General features: G+C 69.2%; 19 protein-coding genes and 2 tRNA genes. 9 read left to right on the top strand and 12 right to left on the bottom strand.

The window, feature by feature from the left end:
• Window positions 1–11 precede the first annotated feature (11 nt).
• The 8 genes from HNP73_RS17575 to rpmH all read right to left on the bottom strand — a co-directional run bounded on the left by HNP73_RS17575 (window position 12) and on the right by rpmH (window position 6738).
• Entirely contained in the window at window positions 12–818 is an 807-nt protein-coding gene (locus HNP73_RS17575; protein WP_184152855.1) for an amino acid ABC transporter ATP-binding protein, read from the bottom strand.
• A gap of 13 nt (window positions 819–831) precedes the next feature.
• Complete coding sequence (locus tag HNP73_RS17570; protein ID WP_184152852.1) at window positions 832–2121, bottom strand: amino acid ABC transporter permease; 1290 nt, start codon at window positions 2119–2121, stop codon at window positions 832–834.
• Window position 2122: 1 nt separating this feature from the next.
• On the bottom strand, window positions 2123–3337 hold the full coding sequence (locus tag HNP73_RS17565) for an amino acid ABC transporter permease (protein ID WP_184152849.1): 1215 nt from the start codon (window positions 3335–3337) through the stop codon (window positions 2123–2125).
• Window positions 3338–3417: 80 nt separating this feature from the next.
• Complete coding sequence (locus HNP73_RS17560; protein ID WP_184152846.1) at window positions 3418–4431, bottom strand: amino acid ABC transporter substrate-binding protein; 1014 nt, start codon at window positions 4429–4431, stop codon at window positions 3418–3420.
• 224 nt (window positions 4432–4655) lie between these two features.
• Window positions 4656–5363 carry an ATP12 family chaperone protein gene (locus tag HNP73_RS17555; protein ID WP_184152843.1) on the bottom strand — a complete coding sequence of 236 codons (708 nt, stop codon included), beginning with the start codon at window positions 5361–5363 and terminating at the stop codon, window positions 4656–4658.
• Window positions 5360–6058: an HAD-IA family hydrolase gene (locus HNP73_RS17550; protein WP_246399930.1), complete on the bottom strand. Its 699-nt coding sequence runs from the start codon at window positions 6056–6058 to the stop codon at window positions 5360–5362. The genes HNP73_RS17555 and HNP73_RS17550 overlap by 4 nt, the downstream gene beginning before the upstream one ends.
• A gap of 55 nt (window positions 6059–6113) precedes the next feature.
• On the bottom strand, window positions 6114–6554 hold the full coding sequence (gene rnpA / locus HNP73_RS17545; RefSeq protein WP_184152840.1) for a ribonuclease P protein component: 441 nt from the start codon (window positions 6552–6554) through the stop codon (window positions 6114–6116).
• 40 nt (window positions 6555–6594) lie between these two features.
• On the bottom strand, window positions 6595–6738 hold the full coding sequence (gene rpmH / locus HNP73_RS17540) for a 50S ribosomal protein L34 (RefSeq protein ID WP_184152837.1): 144 nt from the start codon (window positions 6736–6738) through the stop codon (window positions 6595–6597).
• A 254-nt stretch (window positions 6739–6992) separates the two neighbouring features.
• Here rpmH and HNP73_RS17535 point away from each other — a divergent pair, with 254 nt between their 5' ends.
• From HNP73_RS17535 to HNP73_RS17525, 3 genes are all read left to right on the top strand, one after another.
• Entirely contained in the window at window positions 6993–8426 is a 1434-nt protein-coding gene (locus tag HNP73_RS17535) for a sensor histidine kinase (protein ID WP_184152834.1), read from the top strand.
• Window positions 8423–9064 carry an extensin family protein gene (locus HNP73_RS17530; RefSeq protein ID WP_184152831.1) on the top strand — a complete coding sequence of 214 codons (642 nt, stop codon included), beginning with the start codon at window positions 8423–8425 and terminating at the stop codon, window positions 9062–9064. The genes HNP73_RS17535 and HNP73_RS17530 overlap by 4 nt, the downstream gene beginning before the upstream one ends.
• Window positions 9065–9157: 93 nt before the next feature.
• Window positions 9158–10600 (top strand): calcium-binding protein, encoded by a 1443-nt coding sequence (locus tag HNP73_RS17525; protein WP_184152828.1) that lies wholly within the window; start codon window positions 9158–9160, stop codon window positions 10598–10600.
• 90 nt (window positions 10601–10690) lie between these two features.
• On the opposite strand, the gene HNP73_RS17520 is transcribed toward HNP73_RS17525, so the two are convergent.
• The 3 genes from HNP73_RS17520 to recJ form a co-directional block, all read right to left on the bottom strand.
• Window positions 10691–10765: transfer RNA gene (locus HNP73_RS17520), tRNA-Glu, on the bottom strand.
• A gap of 49 nt (window positions 10766–10814) precedes the next feature.
• A tRNA-Glu gene (locus HNP73_RS17515) sits at window positions 10815–10889 on the bottom strand.
• A gap of 61 nt (window positions 10890–10950) precedes the next feature.
• Window positions 10951–12702 (bottom strand): single-stranded-DNA-specific exonuclease RecJ, encoded by a 1752-nt coding sequence (recJ, locus tag HNP73_RS17510; protein WP_184152825.1) that lies wholly within the window; start codon window positions 12700–12702, stop codon window positions 10951–10953.
• Window positions 12703–13135: 433 nt separating this feature from the next.
• On the opposite strand from recJ, the gene HNP73_RS17505 reads away from it, so the two are divergent.
• Complete coding sequence (locus tag HNP73_RS17505; protein WP_184152822.1) at window positions 13136–13273, top strand: hypothetical protein; 138 nt, start codon at window positions 13136–13138, stop codon at window positions 13271–13273.
• A 166-nt stretch (window positions 13274–13439) separates the two neighbouring features.
• The gene (locus HNP73_RS17500; protein ID WP_184152819.1) at window positions 13440–14300 is read left to right on the top strand and encodes an SDR family NAD(P)-dependent oxidoreductase; all 861 of its coding nucleotides are present in this window, start codon (window positions 13440–13442) and stop codon (window positions 14298–14300) included.
• A 39-nt stretch (window positions 14301–14339) separates the two neighbouring features.
• Here the strand turns inward: HNP73_RS17500 and HNP73_RS17495 are convergent, their stop codons facing one another.
• Window positions 14340–14726 (bottom strand): MerR family DNA-binding protein, encoded by a 387-nt coding sequence (locus HNP73_RS17495; protein WP_184153835.1) that lies wholly within the window; start codon window positions 14724–14726, stop codon window positions 14340–14342.
• A gap of 79 nt (window positions 14727–14805) precedes the next feature.
• Between HNP73_RS17495 and HNP73_RS17490 the strand changes: the two genes are divergently transcribed.
• The 4 genes from HNP73_RS17490 to HNP73_RS17475 all read left to right on the top strand — a co-directional run bounded on the left by HNP73_RS17490 (window position 14806) and on the right by HNP73_RS17475 (window position 20569).
• The gene (locus tag HNP73_RS17490) at window positions 14806–17244 is read left to right on the top strand and encodes a heavy metal translocating P-type ATPase (RefSeq protein ID WP_184152817.1); all 2439 of its coding nucleotides are present in this window, start codon (window positions 14806–14808) and stop codon (window positions 17242–17244) included.
• 101 nt (window positions 17245–17345) lie between these two features.
• Window positions 17346–18620 (top strand): acetylornithine deacetylase/succinyl-diaminopimelate desuccinylase family protein, encoded by a 1275-nt coding sequence (locus tag HNP73_RS17485; protein ID WP_184152814.1) that lies wholly within the window; start codon window positions 17346–17348, stop codon window positions 18618–18620.
• 76 nt (window positions 18621–18696) lie between these two features.
• On the top strand, window positions 18697–19083 hold the full coding sequence (locus HNP73_RS17480) for a GFA family protein (protein ID WP_184152811.1): 387 nt from the start codon (window positions 18697–18699) through the stop codon (window positions 19081–19083).
• Entirely contained in the window at window positions 19076–20569 is a 1494-nt protein-coding gene (locus tag HNP73_RS17475) for an ABC transporter substrate-binding protein (RefSeq protein ID WP_184152808.1), read from the top strand. The genes HNP73_RS17480 and HNP73_RS17475 overlap by 8 nt, the downstream gene beginning before the upstream one ends.
• The last annotated feature ends 7 nt before the right edge of the window (window positions 20570–20576 follow it).

Below are 20576 nucleotides of genomic sequence, written 5' to 3'. Positions count from 1 at the left end.
GCCGGTCGTGGTCAGTGGCCGAGGATCTGGCTGAGGAACAGCTTCGTCCGTTCGTTGCGCGGATTGTTGAAGAACTCGCGCGGCTCGTTCTGCTCGACGATCTGCCCCTGGTCCATGAAGATGACCCGGTTCGCCACGGCCTGGGCGAAGCCCATTTCGTGGGTGACGCAGAGCATCGTCATCCCCTCCTCGGCGAGCTCGATCATGGTGTCGAGCACTTCCTTGATCATCTCGGGGTCAAGCGCCGAGGTCGGCTCGTCGAAGAGCATGATGCGCGGCTTCATGCAGAGCGAGCGGGCGATCGCCACGCGCTGCTGCTGCCCGCCGGAGAGCTGGCCCGGATACTTCAGCGCCTGCTCGGGGATCTTCACCTTGCGGAGGTAGTGCATCGCCGTCTCCTCCGCCTCCTTCTTCGGCACCTTGCGCACCCAGATCGGCGCGAGGGTGCAGTTTTCGAGGATGGTGAGGTGCGGGAAGAGGTTGAAGTGCTGGAACACCATCCCGACCTCGGAGCGGACCTTGTCGATGTTCTTCAGGTCCGAGGTAAGTTCGACGCCGTCGACGATGATCTTGCCCTTCTGGTGCTCTTCCAGACGGTTGATGCAACGGATCAGTGTCGATTTTCCCGAGCCCGAGGGCCCGGCGATGACGATGCGCTCACCGCGGCGGACGGTGAGGTTGATGTCGCGCAACACGTGGAACTGGCCGTACCACTTGTTCATGTCGATGATCTCGATCGCGACCTGATCGGAGACCTTGAGTGCGGACTTGTCGACGGGCTCGAGATCGGAGGCGTCGACTGGATGAGTGTCAGCCATGTCTTGGCTCCTGTCAGTGGCGATCCGTCCGGAGACGGCGCTCGAGGTACTGTGAATATCGGGACATTCCGAAGCAGCAGATAAAGAACATAAACCCGACGAAGCCGTAGAGCTCCCACACGATGCCGTTCCAAGCGGAGTTGGCGCGGATCGAGGTGATGAGGCCGACGGGATCGAGCAGGCCGATGATCGCAACCAGCGTCGTGTCCTTGAAGAGGCCGATGAACGTGTTGACGATACCGGGGATCGAGATCTTGAGCGCCTGCGGCATGATCACGAGGCGCGTCGCCTGCCAGTAGTTGAGTCCGAGCGAGTCGGCGCCTTCGTACTGGCCGCGCGGCAGGGCGGCGAGGCCACCGCGGATCACCTCGGCCATGTATGCCGCGGCGAAGAGCGTGACCATGATGATGACGCGCAGGATGATGTCGAAGTTCGTGCCCGGCGGCATGAAGATGTTGAGCAGAAACGACGCGACCAGCAGCAGAGTGATGAGCGGCACACCGCGGATGAATTCGATGAAGCCGACGGAGATCCACTTCACGAACAGCATGTCGGAGCGCCGCCCGAGCGCGAGAAGCACGCCAAGCGGCAGCGAGAAGGCGATGCCGGTGACGCCGATCGTCATCGACAGCATGAAGCCGCCGAACTGCTTCGACTGAACGGCGGGAAGCCCGATGTCGGGCAGAAGGTTGGCGAGCGGCCCCGCGATGAAGAGCCACCAGACGATGGTCACGACCGCCGCCGCGAGCGGTGGCAGGAAGCTCGGGCCGCGCTCGGCGACGCGGAAGGCGACGTAGCCCGCGACGAAGCCGAGGTAGATCGCGATCGGAAAGAAGATCGAGCCACCCCAGAGCAGCCAGTAGGCGACGCCGGGGAAGATCGCGGAGAACCAGAGCATCTTGCGCGGCAGGCTGGAGAAGAGCACCGGGGCGAGCGCGACGAACATCAGGATGAACGCGAGCGTCGGCCGCCAGTAGTAGTCTGCCGGGTAGAAGCCGAAGAAGAACTGCTTCCAGCGCTCGCGGATCACCGCGAGACAGGCGCCGCTTGCCCCTTCGCCCCAGGTGCGGGCGACGATCTCGCGGCATTCGCTGTAGGAACTCGCGTTCCAGACCGAATGGGCGAAGAACGGCACGATATGCGAGGCGAGCAACCAGATCGCGCCGAGGGCGGCGACGGTCAGGATGACGTTCAGCCAGGTCGAGAACAGGTTGGCGCGCATCCAGCCGACGATGCCGACGGCACTGGCCGGGGGCGCCTCGGGGCCGAGCATCTCGGTGCGGGTCCAGGCGACGTCGTCCATCTCAGCGCTCCTTCATGGCCACGGAGGCGTTGTAGACGTTCATGACCGTGGAGATTGCCAGACTGATGAGCAGATAGAAGCCCATCATCAGGATCATGCATTCCAGCTCTCGCCCGGTCTGGTTCATGGTGATGCCGCCGAGTGTGGCGCGGACATCGGCGTAGCCCACGACGATCGCGAGCGAGGAGTTCTTGGTGAGGTTCAGGAACTGCGAGATCAGCGGCGGGATGATGACCCGAAGCGCCTGCGGCAGGATGACGAGGCTCATGATCCGCCCGGGCCTGATGCCGAGGGCGGCCGCCGCCTCGCTCTGGCCGCGCGCGATCGCCTGGATGCCGCCGCGGACGATTTCGGCGATGAAGGCGCCGGTGTAGAGCGCGAGGGCAAACCAGAGGGCGATGAGCGACTTGTCGATGAAGCCGCCGCCTTCGAAGTTGAATCGCTTCAACTCCGGCACCTGGAAGGAGATCGCCCCGACCAGCCAGTCGACGATGAGGGCGGGCAGGACGATGAGCGCCAGCTTGATCCAGAAGGTCGGCAGCGTGCGGCCGGTCGCCACCTGCCGGGCGTGGGCGTAGCGCCCGAACGCCCAGGCGGAGGCAATCGAGAGAAGGAAGACGATGGCGACCGCCTGCCAGCCCGTGCCGAAGACCGGCCACGGGATGTAGGCGCCGCGGTTGGTGATCGCGACGGTGCCGTTGGCCATCATCGCGGCGGTGGCGTTGTCGCCCCGGAAGGCGGCGGGCGCCGGGAAGAGGTCGGTGATGACCGCCATCAGCGCGAGGATCCAGAGCAGGACCGGCACGTTGCGGAAGGTCTCGACGTAGACCGTGGCGAGGCGCGCGACGAGCCAGTTCGACGAGAGCCGGAGCACGCCGACCAGCACGCCGATGATCGTCGCGGTGATGCAGCCGAGGACGGCGACGAGGAGCGTGTTGACGATGCCGACGAGCGCCGCGCGGCCATGGGTGCTGTCGTTCGTGTAGGGGATCAGCGCCTGGTTGATGTCGTAACCGGCGCGCTGCTGCAGGAAGCCGAAGTCGAAGGTCTTCCCGAGTGCGGCGAGGTTCGCGAGCGTGTTGCTCACGATCCAGCCGAAGAAGGTGAGTGTTGCGACAAGTGCGATGATCTGGATGGTGATCGACCGATATCGCGTGTCGTAGATGAGCATGCTCAGGCGGAACGGCTCTGCCGTCACGGCGACTGGCATCGTCATGCGCGGCCCTCCTGCTGCAAGAACGGCTCAGGCGTCAAGCGGCCCGGACCCCGTGCGGAGTCCGGGCCGGAGCGACGAGCTCAGCGGAAGGGCGGGGAGTAGAGAAGGCCGCCGTCGGTCCATTGGCCGTTGAGGCCACGGGCGAGGTTCGAGGGCGTGCCTTCGCCGATGGTGGCGGCGAAGATTTCGCCGTAGTTGCCCCCGGCCTTGATGGCGTTGTAGGCCCAGTCGTCATTCAGGCCGAACATCTTGCCGAGGCTGCCCTCGACGCCGAGGAGACGGCGGATCTCCGGGTTTTGCGACCCCTTCATCTCGTCGAGGTTTGCCTTGGTGACGCCGAGCTCTTCGGCGGAGACGAGCGCGTTGAAGGTCCAGCGGCCGATGTCGGCCCACTGGTTGTCACCGTGGCGCACGACCGGCCCGAGCGGTTCCTTGGAGATGATCTCCGGCAGGATGATGTAGTTTTCCGGGTTCGGGTAGCCCGAGCGCGCGGCGGCAAGGCCCGAGGCGTCGGTGGTGTAGGCGTCGCAGGCGCCGCCGAGGAACTGCTGGCGCGCCTCGGCCTCGGTCTGGATCGGCACTGGCTGATAGGTCATGCCGTTGGTCTTGAAGAAGTCGGCGAGGTTCAGCTCGGTGGTGGTGCCGGTCTGGATGCAGACCGTGGCGCCGTCGAGTTCCTTCGCGGAGGTGACGCCGAGATCCTTCGACACCATGAAGCCCTGGCCGTCGTAGTAGTTGACCCCGATGAAGTCGAGCTTCAGGTCGACGTCGCGGGTGAAGGTCCAGGTCGAGTTGCGGGCGAGCACGTCGATCTCGCCGGAAACCAGTGCGGTAAAGCGGGTCTCGGTGGTGGTGGGCGTGAACTCGACCTTCTCGGCGTCGCCGAGGACCGCCGCGGCGAGCGCGCGGCAATAGGCGACGTCGAAGCCTTCCCAGCGGCCGCTGGCGTCGGGCGCCGCGAACCCGGCGAGGCCGGCATTGACACCGCACTTGAGGGTTCCGCGCGCCTTTACATCGTCGAGGGTGCCCGCGGACGCCGCTCCGGCGGCGAGGGCCATGCCGGCGAACGCTCCGAGAAGAATACCTTTGTGCATCCGTGTGTTTTCCTGTTGGGCCGCATCCTGAGGACACGGGGCAGGGGTCGTCTCCCCCCGGGTTTTTGTTCACGGGGCGATGTTCACCGCCCGTGCGCTACTGTTGAAGGGAGGCAGCCAAACGTCAAGCGGGCCGATGAAGATTCATTAACCCTGGCATCACAGAAATTGATGAATAGTCCGGCAGTTCGTTGTATGTGCCGCGGATGCGGGCGGAGTGCTGGTCAGTCGAGCAGCGTGAGCAGGCGGGCCGATCCGAGGAAATCCGCGCGCGCGGCGGCGGCCATTGCTTCTGCTTCCGCGTCGAGGCCCCATTGCTCCGCCTGCCAGGTCTCGTCGATCCGGGCGAGAGCCCACGCTTCTTCGGCCGGAAGCGCGCCGCGAGCGACGGCGAGGCCGAGGATCAGCGAGCCCGAGAGCGACACCAGTCCATAGAGGCCGGCGAGGGCGAAGGGGGTGTAGGCGGCGGTGGCGGCGTGCAGCGCGGCGAGGCTCGGGCCGGGCTGCTGCTGGTGAGCAATGCCGGTGACGGCGATCAGCGGAGCGTGCAGTTCGCGCGCCGACCAGGCGAGCCAGGGATCCCAGCCCGCGGCCTGCCGCTCCGCGAGGGCCTCCGGCTCGGCGGCGCGGTAGCAGAGCAGGTCGGAGCCGCCATATTCCGCGATGGCGTCGATCACTGGCCCGGGGTCCGGCGCGATGCGGTCGATGGCGGAGTTCGCCGCGCGGGTGAGGTGGAGCTCGTCAGGGCGGATCGCGCCGTCGATGGCGTTCCACTCGGCGGCGATGGCGGCAGCGAGGGCCTCGGTCGGGACGATGAGCGTGGCGCCGGCCGGCGTCTTGAGGGGGCGCGTATCGAGCGACACGCCGAAGCCGTCGGGCTCGGGACGGGGCGTCGCCTCGGTCCAGAAGCGTTTCTGCGGGGTGAGGCTCATGCGGGCACCAGCCCGAGGGAGGCAAGCGCCGCGTCGAGCTCGGCGAAACCGTCGATCACCACGTCGGCGCCGGCCGCGGCCAGCCGGTCGCGGGGGTGATAGCCCCACGCGACGCCGACAGTGCGCATGCCCGCGGCCCGGCCCATGGCGATGTCATACTCGGTGTCGCCGACCATCGCGGCGCACCCGGGCGTCGCGCCGCTCTCGGCGAGCGCGCTGAGCAGCATCGACGGGTGCGGTTTTGAGGGGTGGCCGTCGGCGGTCTGCAGTGTAACGAAAAGCTGCCGGAGATCGTAGGCGTCGAGCAGGTGGTCGAGACCGCGCCTTGCCTTGCCGGTGGCGACGCCGAGCAGCGTCTCGGGCGTCGCGTTCAGCCGCTCGAGGGCGTCGAGAGCGCCCGGATAGAGCGGCGGCACCGATTCTGCCGCATTCTCGAGCCGACGGGCGAGGAAATGCTGCCGGTAGCTGTCAGCGGCCCGCAGCGCGTCCTCGGGCGGGAGATGCGGCAGGAGCGTCCCCATCGCTTCCGGCAGCGAGAGGCCGACGACGGAGAGCGCCGTCTCGCGCGGCGGCAGCGGCTCGCCGAGGAAGTCAAAGGCGGCCTGCATCGACGCGAGAATCAGGTGCTGGCTATCGACGAGCGTGCCGTCCACGTCGAAGACGATCAGGCGGCAGTCCATGGCAGATCCCGTCATGGCAGAAAGGCTCGCGGCATAAAGGCAGGGCGACGCCGCCCGTCCCTTTGGTGTCTCAGCTTTGCCGTCGGGGCACAACCGTGTTCTGCGGCGCCGTGCCCTCTGCAGGACGGCCAGAAGGAGGGTCGGAAGGACGGGCGGAAGGGCGGTCGGGCCGGTGCGTCGCGCGGAGCGCCGAGACGAGATCGGCACGGAGGTCTTCGAACGGCCGGGCGGCCGTGGCGCCGGGGCGGCCGATCAGAACGTAATCCCAGCCAGCGAGGCCGTTCGCCGACAGTTCGAGCCGGGCCACCTCGCGCAGCCGGCGCTTCGCGCGGTTGCGTGCGACGGCATTGCCGACCTTCTTCGAACAGGTGAACCCGACGCGCAGCCGTTCCGGTGCGACGCCTTCCGCCTCGGCGCGGCGGCGCGCCTGAAACAGCAGGCCCGGTCGGGTGTGCCGAACGGCACGCGCCGCCGCGAGGAAGTCCGCACGGCGGTTCAGGATGTCGAGCATGGCTTCAGGCGATCCGGCGCGGTGTCCCGCGACTTCGGAATCAGGCCGAAAGGCGCTTGCGACCCATGGCGCGGCGGCGGTTCAGGATGGTCCGGCCAGCCTTCGTCGCCATGCGGGCGCGGAAGCCGTGGCGACGAGCGCGCACGAGGTTGCTGGGCTGATAGGTCCGCTTCGACTTCGACATCTCACATCTCCTGGTCTCGCCGGATCCGGGCCGGCCGGGGATGTCAGCGCTCTGCGTCGAGCTCCCCTTAATTTCGAGCGCTTGCCTTACGGATGAGACGCACCAAAGTCAATTCCCGGAATGCGCTGGAGCGTCGGATTCCCGCCGGACTGCCACGCGGGTCGGGCCGGCGAGTTTTCGCTTGGCCGGACGGTGACTTGTGGCGGCGAGGCGCAAGGCCTAGACTCCACGCGAGATCGTGAGCCCTGGGACGCATGGCCCTTAACACGCTTTCCGGACGCTTCCTCGGCCTGACGGTGATCTTCGTCGTCATTGCGACGGTACTTGTGTCCGTCCCGTCGATCACCCGATTCCGTGATAATTACCTGCAGAGCCGGCTGGAGCTGGGCGAACTCGGCGCCCTCGCGATGCTGAACTCCTCGGGCGACGCGGCCTCGGAGGGGTTGCAAAGCATCCTGCTTCAGACCTCGGGGCTGCTGAACGTGGTGCTCTGGGATGGCGGCGTCCGCGAACTCGTGCTCTCCGCGCCGTTCGATGGCCAGGTGGCAGAGAGCTACGATCTGGTGCATTCCGACACACGCACGCGGATTCAGGACGCGCTGCACGTGCTCTTTCTCGATCAGGACCGCATCATCAAGGTGACGGGCGCGACCGGGCGCGGCATCGTCGAGGTCACCATGCATGAGACGCCGCTGCGCATGGCGCTGGTCGATCATGCGAAGCGGATCTTCTACGTGTCGCTCGGCCTCTCCCTTGCAACGGCGGCGCTGCTGTTTCTCGCGGTGCAGCGTCTGATCGTGCGGCCGATCGACCGGGTAGTGGCGCACATGACCGCATTCCGCGACGACCCCGAGGACTCGACCCGGATCATCTCGCCGCGCGAGGGCGCGCGCGAGCTGCACGAGGCCGAGGTGGCGCTGCATGATCTCGAGGTGCGGCTGGTCTCGGCGCTGCGCCAGAAGGAGCGGCTGGCGCAGCTCGGCTCGGCGGTGGCGAAGATCAGCCATGATCTCAGGAACATGCTGACGACGGCGCAGCTTCTCGCCGACCGCATCGACGGGAGCGATGATCCGGCGGTCAGGCGGACCGCCCCGAAGCTCGTGGGCTCGCTCGCGCGGGCGATCCATCTCTGCGAGCGGACCCTCGACTTCGGCCGGGCCGAGGAACTGCCGCCGGTCGTCACGATCTTCCGCCTTGCGCCGCTGGTCGGGGAGGTGCTGGAGAACGAGGGGAGCGGTGGTTCCGGCCTCGCTCGGGTCGCGGCCTCACTGCCCGGGGATCTGCTGGTGCGCGGCGATCCCGACCAGCTTTTCCGGGTGCTGACGAACCTCGTGCGCAACGGCGTGCAGGCGGTCGAGGCGACGGGTCAGCCGGCGTCGGTGACGGTCATTGCCGCCCAGGTTGGCGGCACCACCGAGATCCGGGTGCGCGACACCGGGCCGGGGTTGCCAGAGAAGGCGCGGGAGAACCTGTTCCGGCCGTTCCGGGGCTCGGCGCGGCCGGGCGGCTCGGGCCTCGGCCTCGCCATCGCGGGCGAGCTGGTCCGGGGCCATGGCGGCACGGTCACGCTGGAGGAGACCGGCTCGCGGGGCTCGACCTTCCTCGTCTGCCTGCCGTCGCCCACCCCGGGGGAGGTGGCCCTCGCCGGCAATGGCGGACGCGGCGAGCTGCGGGCGGGGGGCGCTTGACGCGGGTCGGCCTGCTGGTGGTGCTCGGGCTCGCGCTGCAGGCGCCGGCCGCCGCAGGGGAGGTGCCGGAGGGCGTGTTCGTGCCGGTCGCCGGGGCGCCGCTGCCACGGCCGGCGGTGGCGGGGCCGGTTTGCGATGCCGACGCGCTGGTCGGGGTGCCGTTGCCGGAGATCACCGGGCCGGGCGGCTGCGGTGTCGCGGCACCCGTCGAGCTGCGATTCGCGGCCGGCGTGGCGCTTGATCCGCCGGCGGTGGTGAGCTGCGGCGCGGCCCGGGCGCTCGCGGCGTGGCTCACGGCGGACGTGAAGCCGGTGCTGGCCGCGGCAGGCGAGCGGCTGGTCGGGCTCGACATCGCCGGCACGTATGTCTGCCGAGGGAGGAACGGCCAGCCGGGGGCGAAGCTCTCGGAGCACGGGCTCGGCCATGCGCTCGACATGGCGGCCTTCCGGCTGGCGGAGCGGTCTGGGGCCGGCGCGCCGGTCGCGGTGGCGCCGGGCGCCCCACCGCTCGTCGCCACCGCCCGCGCCGGGGCCTGCGGTCCGTTCTCGACGGTGCTGGGGCCGGGCTCGGACGCCTTCCACGAGGATCACCTGCACCTCGACGTGGCGGAACGGCGGCATGGGCCGTACTGTCGGTAGAGATCCGAAGCCGGAAGGAGCACTTCGAGCGGCAGATCTTGCTTGCGCGACTTCGGGTCCTATCCCAGTCTCATCGAATTGCGGGGGGGCAGAATGTCAGACATCTTTGGAACCAACGGCGCGGATGCGCTGCGTGGAACTGCGTTTGCTGACGCGATCCATGGCTTTTGGGGCGACGACAGCCTTGAGGGGGTGCAGGGGCGCGACTTCCTCTTCGGGGGCAATGGCAACGACACGCTCGACGGTGGCGCGGGTTCGGACGTCCTCGATGGCGAGGGCGGGTTCGACCTTGCGCTCTACACCAGCAACACGACGTCGGTGCGTGCCGACCTGCGCACGGGGGTCGTGAGCTTCCCCGGGCAGGCGTGGCCGGACGAGGCGCTGCTGAACATTGAGGCGATCGACGGCGGCGCCGGGCATGACGCCTTCGTCGGCAACGGCGCCGGCAACCTGTTTTTGGGCAACGCCGGCAACGACACGCTTACCGGGAACATCGGCTCCGACACGCTGGTCGGGGGCGTCGGCAACGACAGGCTCGACGGCGGCAACGGCCTCGACAGTCTCGTCGGCGGCTTCGGCGACGACACGATGCTCGGCGGGTTGCACGACGATGTCTTTGCCATCGGGCCGATCGGGACGGTCGTGCCCGGCGACGAGCCCCCGACCACCGGCGTCGGCCTTGTGGACTTCGGCGCGGACCTCATCGACGGCGGTGGCGGGACCGATACGCTCTACGTCAGCGGATCGGTCTACGAGATCGATCCTGTAGGCTCCGGCTTCGATGTTCTGGCCGGAGCGCCGGCGGTGCGAGCGAACCTTGGTCTCGGAACGCTGCGACTGGGCGACAGCGACACCCGCTCGACGCTCGTTTCCATCGAGAACATCGAGACCGGCTCCGGCCACGATTCGATCAACGGAAGTACCGGAGACAACCTCATCGTCGCCGGCGCCGGCGCGAACGTGGTCTACGCAGGCGCGGGGAACGACACGATCGTCGGCGGGTTCGAAATCTATGCTGCCGACTCCAGTTCCAGCAATCCGGTCGAGGTGCTGAATGGCGGGGCGGGCGATGACGCCATCTTTGGGATGGGGTCGGAGTTGCTCCAATTCTATGAAAGCCAGCCTGTAGGCGGAGAAGAGGTTCTCGTTGGCGGCGACGGGAATGACAGTCTCTATGGCGGAGGCGCGATGGGGACGATGTCCGGGGGAAGTGGGCGGGATCTGTTTTCCATCAGCGACCGCCATTTTTACGACTTCTCGCCGGAAATGAACCTCTTCGGTACAACGACGGTCACCGACTTCGAGCGGGGGCAGGACTCGTTCCAGTTCGAAACCATCGAAACGGGTGGCGTGATGCGCTTCGTCGGTGCCGCAAATTCGGAGGATCTGGCCGTGGGCGACGTCGGCTATCACCGCGATGGCGGCGACACGATCGTGGAGGCAAGGCTGGTTCTCGATGGCGAAGAGCAGTTGCTCACCATCGTGCTGTCCGACTACACGGGCCGGCTCTCCGCGAGCGACTTCGATCTCGGGTAACCGTCAAGGAGAGGCGTCGCCTGCGCCGCAGGGGCGCCTCGACCGGGGGACGAGCGAGATCGCGCGCGGGTGCGGGGTCGAGAAGCGAGGTGGCAGCCCCTACGGGAGTCGAACCCGTCTTTCCAGATTGAGAATCTGGCGTCCTAACCGATAGACGAAGGGGCCAGGTGCCGTCGCTTCAGACTGTGCCGGCGAATCGAGTGCCGGGTGGTGGTGGTACGCCCTACGGGAATCGAACCCGTCTTACCAGATTGAAAATCTGGTGTCCTAACCGATAGACGAAGGGCGCCCGGTCGCGCGGGGTATGTAGCGAGCCATCCCGGTGGATTCAAGCCGGAAAATCGCAGGTTTCAATCGCCGGGTGCCGCGTCTTCCACATGCAGTTTCACGCGCGTGCGGCCGCCCCAGTCGTCGCGCTCCAGCCGTCCGGCGACGTGGAGGCCGCCGCCGACGCGCTCGGCGAGGAAGGGGCCGAGCGGGCCCTCGAAGGCGCGGAAGGCGATCGCTTCGAGGCGGGGGCCGCCAGTGCCGGCGAGCGAGAGCGCGAGGTGGCTGTCGCCGACGCGCCGGGTGCCCGCGAGGCGCACGCCGGCCAGCGCCACGCGCGGCGCGGGGGCGCCTGCCCCGTAGGGGCCGGCGTCGGCCAGCGCGCTGACGAGCGCGGGCGTGGCGGCGGCGGGCGCCACGATGCCGTCGATGCGCAGGCTGCGGGGCGACGGCGCGGCCTCGGGTGCCTGTGAGGCGAGGAGATCGCCGAGGCGGGCCATGGCGGGCTCGAGCTGGGCGCGGGAGAGGCTGAGGCCCGCGGCCATGCGGTGGCCGCCGCCCTTCTCGATCAGGCCCTCGCGGGCAAGCTGGTGGATCGCGGCGCCGAGGTCGAGGCCGTTTGCCGAGCGGCCCGAGCCCTTGCCGGCGTCGCCGTCGAAGCCGATGACCACCGCCGGGCGGTGGAACGCGTCCTTCAGCCGCGAGGCGACGATGCCGACGACGCCCGGATGCCAGCCCGCTCCGGCCGCCCAGACCAGCGGGCCGTCCGGGCGGGTGGCGGCTTCGGCCTCGGCGGCGGCGCGCACTGACGCCTCGATGGCGCGGCGCTCGGCGTTCAGGGCTTCGAGCCTTGCGGCGAGGGCCGCGGCCTCGTGCGGGTCGGCGGTGGCGAGGAGCCGGGCGCCGAGATCGGCCGCGCCGACCCGGCCGCCGGCGTTCACCCGAGGCCCGAGCACGAAGCCGAGGGAAAAGGCGGTGACCGGGCCGTTGGCGCCGGCGGACCCGGCAAGGGCCGCGATCCCCGGCCGGCCACGCTGGGCCATGATCTTCAGCCCCTGCCGGACGAAGGCGCGGTTCAGCCCGACGAGCGGCGCCACGTCGGCGACGGTGGCAAGCGCCACGAGGTCGAGAAGCCCGAGGAGGTCAGGCACGCCGGCTCCGCCAGTGCGGGCGAGGCGGTTGACCGCGACGAGGAGCAGGAAGACGACGCCGGCGGCGCAGAGATAGCCGAGGCTGCCGTCCTCGTCCTGGCGGTTGGGATTCACCACGGCGAGGGCCGGGGGCAGGGTCTCGGCGCCGAGGTGGTGGTCGAGGACGATGACGTCCGTCCCGGCGGCGGCGATCGGCTCATGCGAGAGCGTTCCGCAATCGACGCAGACGATCAGATCATGTGCGGCGCCAAGGTTCTCCATCGCCGGCACGTTCGGCCCGTAGCCCTCGTCGATGCGGTCGGGGATGTAGAGCGTGGCGGCGAGGCCCATCTCGCGCAGCCAGACGAGAAGCAACGCGGCGGAGGCGCCGCCGTCCACGTCGTAGTCGGCAAAGACGGCGATGCGCTCGCGCTTCTGCACCGCCTGCCAGAACCGGAGCGCGGCCCTGTCCATGTCGCGCAGGCGCGAGGGATCGGGCATCAGGTCGCGGAGCGAGGGCGCGAGGAACGCCGCCGCCTCGGCGGGCGTGACGCCGCGCCGGGCGAGGACGCGGCCGACGAGTTCCGGCAGGCCGTTTGACTGAGCGATCGCGAGGCCAAGGCGTTCGTGCTCTGCCGATGGCCCGAGCCAGCGGCGTCCGGTGACCGAGGCGTCGACGTTCAGGAAGGCGGATGAGTCGAGCATGGCCCGAGTGATGCCCGCGATCCCAGTCGGTGGCCAGCCCGGCGTTTGTCCGGGCCGAGAGCCGGCCCGCGATACGCCCGCGACCGGAGACCCGTGAGCCAAACGGGCGCGGGCGCCGGGTGCAATCGCCCGCGCTGCCGGCACGTCGGCGCAAGTCGCGGACAGGTTCTTCGCACATGCACTGGACACGCGCCGGGAAGGCGCTAAGTCGGGACGTGGATCGTTTGCGAGACGCTTGCCAAGGCGCGGCTCTCCCGCGGCGATCCGTCGAATCCTGCCGCGGATACTCGGACGTTTGGTCCGGCCGCCGGTGTCGGTCCCGCGTCATCGTGTCATGGGGTGTCGGCATCTTCCGGTGGAGCGATTGCGTGCAGGGTTTCCGGCGTGCCCGTGATTGCGGGCTCGCCGAGTGATGAAGAAAAAGGAGAGTGACATGGGTACCAGCTTCAGCGGCGCCGGCGCGGCCGGCGCAATCGGCGACTCCGCCGTGGCGCGGCCTGAGCCCGCGGCCGCCGGCAAGACCGGAACGGCTCCGGCGAGCGTCCCGACCCCGGGGCGTCAGGACACCTGAGGACAAGCGGATTCGGGCGGACTCCGTGGAGCCCGCCCGCACCGCGTCGCCGGGGTGACCCGCAGGGCGGATTTGCGACAGCACATCCCTGCGAGTGCTCCACGGTCCCACGTCAGAAGCGCCTGTGGATCGGCCTCCATTCCGATAGCGAGATGGGAGTCGCCGGATGAACTTCAGAAACAGAGTGATCCTCATTACCGGCGCCGGGCGTGGCCTGGGCCTCGCCTATGCCCGTGCTCTCGGGGACCTCGGGGCAACGGTCATCATTCATGACGTGGGGGCCGATTCCAGCGGCTTTGGGGGCGATCCCGGGGTCGCGGAGGGGGCGGCAGCCAAGCTGCGCGAGAGCGGTTGCGATGCGCTGGCGATCGCGGGCTCGCTCGAATCACGGAACGGTTGCCGTCTGCTCGTTGATGAGGCCGTTGCGGTCCACGGCCGTCTGGACGGCTTCATCCACAATGCCGGGTGGGTCGCCTATCAGGCCGTCGAGGAGATCGAAGAGGCGGCCTTCGATCACATGATGGCAGTCGGTGCCAAGGCGCCGCTCTGGCTCGCGCAGGCCGCGTGGCCGACCATGCGGCAGGCCGGATACGGACGGATCGTGCTGACGACGTCCTGTCGGGCGCTCTATCCCCAGTATGTGCAGCAAGGGCTTGCCGCCTATGCCGCCGCCAAGATGGCGGCCGTTGGCATCGTCAATGTGCTGGCGGCCGAGGGCGTTGCCCATGGCATCGTCGTCAATGCCGTCTCACCCGTCGCCAAGACCCGGATGTGGGGTGTCGAGGGGGAGCCGGACGAGCTTCGCGCGGCCGACGTGGCACCGGGCGTCGCGTTCCTCGCCTCGGACGCGTGCAGCGAAGGCGGCTGGATCCTGCGGGCGGCGAACGGTCAGTTCCACGCGACGCGCGCCGCCGAGGCCGCCGGGGTGGACTATCCGCGCGATCTTCGGGCGATCAGGGCCGTGACCGCCGACGAAGTCGCGGCGCAATGGCAGCGCATCGCCATGCCGGCGGTGGAGCCCCGGTGAGCGCGGGGCCGGTTCGGCCGTATCTCGTCCGGCGCTGTCTCAGGCGCCGGCCAAGGTCCGCAGGATCGCGCAGTCCGGTGTCTCGTTGCCGGCGCACCGCTCTGCCAGATCCGCCAGACTCCGGCGCATGGCCGTCAGCTCCGCGATCTTCGCGTCGATGCGCGCAAGATGCTCGACCGCAACCCGCTTCACGTCGGCACTGGCGCGCTCCGCGTCCGCCTGAAACGCCAGAAGCTCGCGGCATTCCTCGATCGAGAATCCGAGGGAGCGCGCGCGGGCCAGAAATTCCAGTGCCTGCAGGTTCTTGCCGTCGAACGCCCGGTAGCCGTTGGCGCTGCGCAGCGGCCGGACCAGCCCGATGTCCTCGTAATAGCGAATGGTTTTCGCGGGCAGGCCGCTCTGCGCGGCCGCCTCGCCGATGCTCACGCCCATATTCTTCCCCTTGACCTTCCAGTGACTGGAAAGACCATTTAGGGCGCAAGCTCGAAATTTGGAGGCTTGGCTCATGCATTCCGCTGAAGTTCTTGACGCCCCGGCGGTGATCCGCGACCCGGTCTGCGGGATGACGGTCGACCCGCATGGCGGCAAGCCCGCGCACGTGCACGACGGGCGCACCTTCCACTTCTGCTCCGCCGGTTGTGCCACGAAGTTCGCCGCCGACCCGGACACGTATCTCACCGCGAAGGATCCGGTGTGCGGCATGGACGTCGATCGCGCTTCGGCCCGCTTCATGACGAAGCACGAGGGGCAGCGGCATTATTTCTGCTCGGCGCGCTGCCAGTCGCGATTCGAGGCGGATCCGGCGGGGTTCGCGGGCGAGGCGCCGCCCCCGGTCGACGTGCCGCCGGGGACGCTCTGGATCTGCCCGATGGATCCGGAGATCGAGCAGGATCATCCCGGCGACTGCCCGATCTGCGGCATGGCGCTGGAGCCCGCGGGCATCCCGCAGGACAGCGGGCCGAACCCGGAAGTGGTGGATTTCACCCGGCGCTTCAAGGTGGCGCTGGCCTGCACGGTGCCGCTCGTCGTCATCTCCATGGGGCCGATGCTCGGGTTGCCGCTCCATCTCGGGGCGGCGGGGCGGTGGCTCGAGCTGCTGCTGGCGACGCCGGTCGTGCTCTGGTGCGGCTGGCCGTTCCTCGTGCGCGGCGCGAAGTCGTTCCGCAGCGGCCATCTCAACATGTTCAGCCTGATCGCGGTCGGCGTCACGGCGGCCTATCTCTTCAGCGTCGTGGCGACGGTGGCGCCGGGCGTCTTCCCGCATGGCTTCCGGGGGCACGGTGGCGAGATCGGCGTCTATTTCGAGGCGGCGGCGGTCATCGTCACGCTGGTCCTGCTCGGGCAGCTGCTGGAGCTCGCGGCGCGCGAGCGTACCGGCTCGGCGATTCGGGCGCTGATGGATCTGGCGCCGAAGACCGCGCGGCGGATCACCGACGCGGGCGAGACCGAGGTGCCGCTCGAGACGATCGTGGTGGGCGACCGGGTGCGGGTGCGGCCGGGCGAGCGGGTGCCGGTGGATGGCACGGTGCTCGACGGCTATTCGTCGGTGGACGAGTCGCTGCTGACCGGCGAGCCGGTGCCGGTGGAGAAGGTGGCCGGCGACAGCGTGACGGGCGCCACGATCAATGGCTCGGGCACCCTCGTCATCGAGGCGGCGCGGGTCGGGCGCGACACGGTGCTCGCGCGCATCGTCGAGATGGTCGCGACCGCGCAGCGCTCGCGCGCGCCGATCCAGCGGCTTGCCGACCGGGTGGCGGGCTGGTTCGTGCCGGCGGTTCTCGCGGTGGCGGTGCTTGCGTTCATCGTCTGGGCGATCGTCGGGCCGGAGCCCTCGCTCACCTGGGCGTTCATCGCCGCCGTCTCGGTCCTGCTCATCGCCTGCCCCTGCGCGCTCGGGCTGGCCACGCCCATGTCGGTGATGACCGCGACCGGACGGGGCGCGCAGGCGGGCGTGCTGATCCGCGACGCGGCCGCGCTCGAGACGCTGGCGTCGGTCGATACGCTGGTGCTCGACAAGACCGGCACGATCACCGCCGGCAAGCCGGAGCTTGCGGCGATCCTGCCGGTGAACGGCGGCGACGAGTACGAGATCCTGCGCCTCGCCGCGAGCCTCGAGAAGGGCTCGGAGCATCCGCTCGCCGATGCGATCCTGCGGGCCGCGGAGGCGCGGGGCCTGCCGCTGACCGAGCCGCAAGGCTTCGAGGCGGTGACCGGGAAGGGCGTGCGGGGCCGGATCAACGGGCAGGAGATCGCCCTCGGCAACGCCGCGATGGTGGGGGACGCGGTCGATGACCGGGCCTACGACGAGGCGCGCGACCGGGGTGAGACGGTGATGCACCTGCTGGTCGACGGCCGCCACGTCGGCTCGCTGGCGCTGGCGGATCCGGTGAAGCCCACGACGCCGGAGGCGCTGAAGGCGCTCCATGCCCTCGGCCTCAGGATCGTCATGGCGACCGGCGACGCGGAGCGCACCGCCCGCGCGGTCGCGGCCGAGCTCGGCATCGACGAGGTCTATGCCGGCGTCACGCCCGAGACCAAGGCGGCGGTGATCCGCGAGTTGCAGGCGAAGGGCGCGAAAGTGGCGATGGCAGGCGACGGGGTGAACGACGCGCCGGCGCTGGCGCAGGCGGACGTGGGCATCGCCATGGGGACGGGCGCCGACGTGGCGATCGAGAGCGCGGGCATCACGCTGGCCGGTGGCGATCTGGCGGGCGTGGTGCGGGCGCGGCGGCTCGCGAAGGCGACGCTCCGGAACATCCGGCAGAACCTGTTCTTCGCCTTCGCCTACAACGCGGCTGGTGTGCCGATCGCGGCGGGGCTGCTCTACCCGGCGTTCGGGATCCTGATCTCGCCGATGCTGGCGGCGGCCGCCATGAGCCTCTCGTCGGTCTCGGTGATCGGCAATGCGCTCAGGCTGAGGACGGTAAACCTCGATCGGGACTAGGACTTCGGCGCCGACCCGGGCACCCCCCGGGCGGCGCATCGGGCTGGACATGGGATGCCGCCTTGCCGCAGCTTGGCGGCAGGACAGGCGGAGACCCCCCGATGCATCTGGCCGACGACATCCGTGACCGCGCGGACGATCTCATTGCGTTGACGCAGGCGCTGGTGCGCATCCCGACGCTCAACCCGCCGGGTGAGCACTACCGCGACATATGCGAGCTTATCGCCGCCCGGCTGGCGCGGACGGGCTTCGCGTCGGAGTTCATCCGGGCCGAAGGCACGCCCGGTGACAGCGACCGCTATCCCCGCTGGAACGTCATCGCCCGGCGCGAGGGCACGCGGCCCGGGCCGACGGTGCACTTCAACGGCCACACCGACGTGGTGGAGGTCGGGCAGGGCTGGACCACCGATCCGTTCGCGGCCGACCTGATCGACGGCAGGATATACGGGCGTGGCACCTGCGACATGAAGGGCGGGCTGGCGGCGGCGATCGTCGCGGTCGAGGCGTTTCTCTCGCACACCCCGGATTTCCCCGGCGCGATCGAGATTTCCGGCACGGCGGACGAGGAATCGGGCGGCTATGGCGGCGTCGCGCATCTGGCGCGGCTCGGGCGTTTCGCCCACGTCTCGGCGGTCATCATTCCCGAGCCGCTCGGCAAGGACCGCATCTGCCTCGGGCACCGCGGCGTCTGGTGGGCCGAGATCGAGACCGAGGGGCGCATCGCCCACGGCTCGATGCCGTTCCTCGGCGACTGCGCGATCCGCCACATGGGGGCGATCGTCGCGGAGATGGAGGAGACGCTTTATCCCGCGCTCGCCGCCCGCAGGACCGCGATGCCGGTGGTGCCGCCGCAGGCGCGGGCCTCGACGCTGAACCTGAACTCGGTGCACGGCGGCCAGCCGGAGCTAGACGGCTTCGACGGCTGGCCGGCGCCGGTGGTGCCTGACCGCTGCCGCATGGTGATCGACCGGCGGTTTCTCGCGGAGGAGGCGATCGGCGATGTGAAGGCCGAGATCGCGGCGGCCATCGACCGCGCCACGGCGCGCCGGCCGTTTTCCTATACGATCCGCGACATGCACGAGGTGCTGCCGAGCATGACCGCGCGCGATGCGCCGGTCTCCGCGGCGCTCACCCGGGCGATCGCCGAGCGCTTCGGACGGGCTCCGGAATACGTCGTCTCGCCGGGCACCTATGACCAGAAGCACGTGGATCGCATCGGAAAGCTCGATAACTGCGTCGCCTACGGCCCGGGGATACTGGATCTTGCGCATCAACCCGACGAATATATCGATGTCGAGGACATGCTCGACGCCGCCACGGTGATGGCCCGCGCGTTGGGCGATCTCCTTGGGGTGGGAGGGGACGCACAGGGATGACAGCAGGTTCGGTCGCGGCCCCGGCCGTTTCGCGTCGCCGGTCGGTGCACGAGGGCGCCCGGCGCCCGGCCGTGGCATGAGCCACACCGGCCACTGCCTCTGCGGCGCCATCGGCTTCGCCTTCGACGGGCCGGTGACCTGGGTGCTGCACTGCCACTGCGAAAGCTGTCGGCGCGCCACCGCCTCGCCGATGACCACCTTTGTCAGCGTTCCCGACGCGCAGCTCGCGTGGTCCGGGGCAACGCCCGCCGCATTCGCTTCCTCGCCCGGCGTCACGCGCGGCTTCTGCCCGACCTGCGGCAGTCCGCTTTTCTACCGCAACGACAGCCTGCCCGGCGAAACCCATCTCTACGTCGCGCTCCTCGACGATCCGGGGGCATTCACCCCCGAGGGGCATGACTTCCTCGAGGAGCGGATCGTCTGGATGCAGCCCCTTCCCGACACGAGGACGCCTCATGCGTGACTCCAGCCCCCTTCGCCGCCTGCTCGCCGCGACCCTCCTCGCCGCGCCGCTTCTCGCCGGCACGGCCCTTGCCGCGCCGCGCACCGACATCGTCGTCGGGATGCAGCTCGAGCCACCGACCCTCGATCCCACGTCCGGCGCGGCCGCCGCGATCGACGAGGTGGTTTACGCCAACGTCTTCGAGGGGCTGACGCGGTTCGGCCCGGACGGCGAGGTGCTGCCCGCGCTCGCCGAGAGCTGGGAGCCTGCACCGGACAATCTCAGTTGGGTCTTCCACCTGCGGCCGGGCGTGAAGTGGCACGATGGCACGGCGTTCACCGCCGAGGACGTGGTCTTCTCCTTCGACCGCGCCATGGCGCCGGATTCCACCAACGCCCAGAAGCAGCTCTTCAAGGGCATCAACGAGGTGACGGCGATCGACGACGTGACCGTCGAGATCGGCCTCGACGAGCCGAAGGGCCTGTTCCTGTCGAACCTCGCCTGGGGCGACGCGGTGATCGTCTCGCCCGCGAGCATCGATACCGACAAGACCCAGCCGGTGGGCACCGGCCCCTTCAAGTTCTCGAAGTGGGTGCAGGGGGACCGGATCGAGCTGGTGCGCAACCCCGACTACTGGGGCGAACCCGCGAAGCTCGAGCGGGCCACCTTCAAGTTCATCTCCGACCCGACGGCGGCCTATGCGGCGATGATGTCGGGCGACATCGACGCATTCCCGGTCTTCCCGGCGCCGGAAAATCTCGCACAGTTTCAGGCAGATTCGCGGTTTCAGGTGATCGTGGGATCGACCGAGGGCGAGACGATCCTCGCGATGAACAACAAGCGCCCGCCGTTCGACGACATCCGCGTGCGCGAGGCGATCGGCCATGCCATCGACCGCAAGGCGATCATCGACGGCGCCATGTTCGGCTACGGCACGCCGATCGGCAGTCACTTCGCGCCGCACAATGCGGCCTATGAGGACCTGACCGGGCTCTCGGGCCACGACCCCGAGAAGGCGAAGGCGCTGCTGGCCGAGGCCGGGGTGACAGGGCTGAAGCCGACGCTCGTGCTGCCGCCGCCGACCTATGCCCGGCGCGGCGGCGAGATCGTGGCGTCGCAGTTGCGCGCCGTCGGGATCGAGCCGCAGATCGTCAACGTCGAATGGGCGCAGTGGCTGGAGCAGGTGTTCAAGAACCACGACTTCGACATGACGATCATCAGCCACACCGAGCCGATGGACATCGAGATCTACGCCCGGCCGGACTACTATTTCGGCTACGACGACCCGGTGATGCGCGCGCTGATCCGCGGGCTCGACTTCACCTCCAAGGACGAAGAGCGCAACGAACTGCTGCGGGCGGCGCAGGAGCGGGTGGCGACCCACTTCGTCAACACCTTCCTGTTCCAGCTTGCGAAGACCGGCGTCGCGGACGCCCGGCTGCGCGGTCTCTGGCCGAACTCGCCGACGCAGGCGACCGATCTGACCGCGGTCTATTGGGCGGAGTGATGCCCCT

Source organism: Amaricoccus macauensis, from assembly GCF_014201905.1.
In the GTDB taxonomy this organism is placed as follows: Bacteria; Pseudomonadota; Alphaproteobacteria; order Rhodobacterales; family Rhodobacteraceae; genus Amaricoccus; species Amaricoccus macauensis.
This window is presented reverse-complemented; position numbering and strand designations above follow the sequence as displayed.